The organism is Bullifex sp., assembly GCF_034103065.1.
In the GTDB taxonomy this organism is placed as follows: Bacteria; Spirochaetota; Spirochaetia; order Sphaerochaetales; family Sphaerochaetaceae; genus Bullifex.
This window is the reverse complement of the sequence record NZ_JAXEGN010000287.1, coordinates 1-2,373: the sequence shown is the minus strand read 5'-3', so window position 1 is coordinate 2,373 and position 2,373 is coordinate 1. Positions and strand designations below refer to the sequence as shown.

The window sequence follows — 2,373 nt, the reverse complement described above, 5'->3', positions numbered from 1 at the left end:
CAAGGTATTGTAAGCTTGGATCAACTAAATCTTCAGGTGTTTTAATTACCTTTAATAAAGGCTTTGAAAAGATTATTCCTAATAGTAAAAGAGTAATACTAACAACTAGCGTTAATATAAATGTAGTTGATACAGCGCATTTTACATCACTTTTTCTACCTGCACCAAATAGCTGTGATACTACAACAGAACATCCCATACTAATGCCTGTAGCAAAAGATATAAAAATTAGTGTTATTTCATAGGAGTTTCCAACAGCAGCAAGGGCTGCACTAGAAATAAGCTTACCCGCAACTAAACTATCTGTGATGTTATACAGCTGTTGAAACAGCATAGAACCTAAAAGAGGAATAATAAAACTAAGTAATACAGTTCTAACATTTCCTTTAGTTAAATCTTTGTTCATAAGGTGAAAATACACCTTATTTTATTTTTTATTCAATCAGCTTTTTTTCTTTTTTTTCGTCGATTCTCTCTCAATTAGCTTATATGGAACTGATATTTTTATGTTAATATCACGAGGATTTTTCAGTCTTTCAAGCGCACAAACAACAGCTAAATTACCAAGCTCTTTTTTAGGAACATCAAATGTAGTTAAAGTAGGAGATGAGAAGTTTGAAATCTCTTCATTATTAAAACCAGTTACTGCGATATCAAGCTTATTTTCATTAATATACTTAATCGCACCAAAAGCTACAGTATCATTTGCACAAACTAATGCATCAACATCAGACCTAGAGCAAATGCTTTTAGTTGCATTAAATCCACTATTTGCATCTAAGGTTGAATCATTTACTAAATCAGAATCAAAACTAAAACCAACTTCATTAAGACCATTAAGATATCCAATATAGCGATGTTCGTTTTGAATTCCTTCATCCTTAACTGGACCCACATACCCTATTCTTGTATAACCGAGCGATGCTAAGTATCTAACAGCTTCTCTCATACCATCTTTTGCTTCACAAAGAACTTCATCTACTACCTTAATACTATTTACACCTGCATGAACAAGATTAGGTACATGTTCAGAGACAAAGGAAAGAACACTCTTTTTCACTCTACCTAGCAAAATAGCTATATCTGGCTTAAATTTTATCAACTCAGATTCAAAATCTGCATCATATAGACTCAGTACTCTATAATTGATTTTATGGTATTCACTTAAAAGATTAATTTGTTCCTTGATTCCTACGAATATTTCAGAAAAGAATGGATTTAATACATTATCATGGTCGGCGAGGAATATACTTACAATTTTAATTTCTTTTTCATTGCATTGAATCTTTTGTTTTTTCTCTGCAAAATATCCCATCTCTTGAGCTGTTTGGATAACTAATTTTTCAGTTGACTCTTTAATTTTTCTAGTTCGATCACCAGAGAGAACTCTAGAAACAGTAGAAATACCGACACCACATTCTTTTGAAATATCCTTTAATTTTACCATGATTAATTATGGAATAATCCAATCTCCCTTTTTTTTTATAAATTCTATCATGGATTGAAGTTAAATCAAGGAAAAAGGGAGAATATTTGGATTAGAGCAATTGACGATAAGAGGAAATAAAGATATCACACTCATTTTTTACATCATCAACTCTGTTTTCAGCAAATTCATCTGCGACAGCAACACTCTTCATATTTAAAATTGATGCAGTGTGAATTGCATAATAGGAGTCTTCAAACAAAACAATATCCTCTATATTTTTGCCAAATGAACGAGCAATAAGCTCAAAACCTTCTCTTTCATCCTTCTTAAAACCTATCTCTGCTGTTGTATACATTAGGTTAAAGTAATTACTAAGATTTAAGTTATTATCAATTATATTAATGTACTCTCTTTCATTTGCTGTATATAAAACACAAGGGACATTGTTTTTCTTTAAATAAGATAAGAATAAATCAGCATCTGCTTTGTACGAAGAAACACTATTATACCCTCTTTTTACTTCTTCCTCTAAAAGAGACCATAAATCAGGTATTGAGATATCGAGGCTATATTCATTAACCATCTTTGAAACAGAATCTCTTAATACATTGTATTTAAAATATTCTCTATCTCCAGCTTTAATAGTTTTTCCAAGTTTTGTTAAGTATCTCTCTGGACATCTTCTCCAAAACCCAACAGTATCAACAATTGTTCCATCCATATCAAAAACACAGATTTTAGATTCAAAGTTCATTAAATGCTCCTAAGCTCGAGTTTAGAATTTATTTTTATAAGCAATCAAGAGTGAATTACTCGGCAATTGAATAGCCAGAGCATCGTGGAGTTTAGCCACGGGTGCATCCATGACACCGCTACTGCTTTTTATACAGCTACTTTTAATACATATGGAGTCTTAATCATCTTCATATGTATTTCTTTTTTAC

Annotated in this window: 3 protein-coding genes; all 3 read right to left on the bottom strand. The window is 31.4% G+C overall.

Annotated elements, in window-relative coordinates; genetic code table 11:
- Positions 1-406: MATE family efflux transporter (locus SOY52_RS10975; protein ID WP_320849000.1), on the bottom strand; the 406-nt coding region annotated here is incomplete at its 3' end.
- Positions 407-442: 36 nt separating this feature from the next.
- The gene (locus SOY52_RS10970; protein ID WP_320848999.1) at positions 443-1,447 is read right to left on the bottom strand and encodes a LacI family DNA-binding transcriptional regulator; all 1,005 of its coding nucleotides are present in this window, start codon (positions 1,445-1,447) and stop codon (positions 443-445) included.
- Between the two features lie 91 nt (positions 1,448-1,538).
- The gene (locus tag SOY52_RS10965) at positions 1,539-2,183 is read right to left on the bottom strand and encodes an HAD family hydrolase (RefSeq protein ID WP_320848998.1); all 645 of its coding nucleotides are present in this window, start codon (positions 2,181-2,183) and stop codon (positions 1,539-1,541) included.
- Positions 2,184-2,373 lie beyond the last annotated feature (190 nt).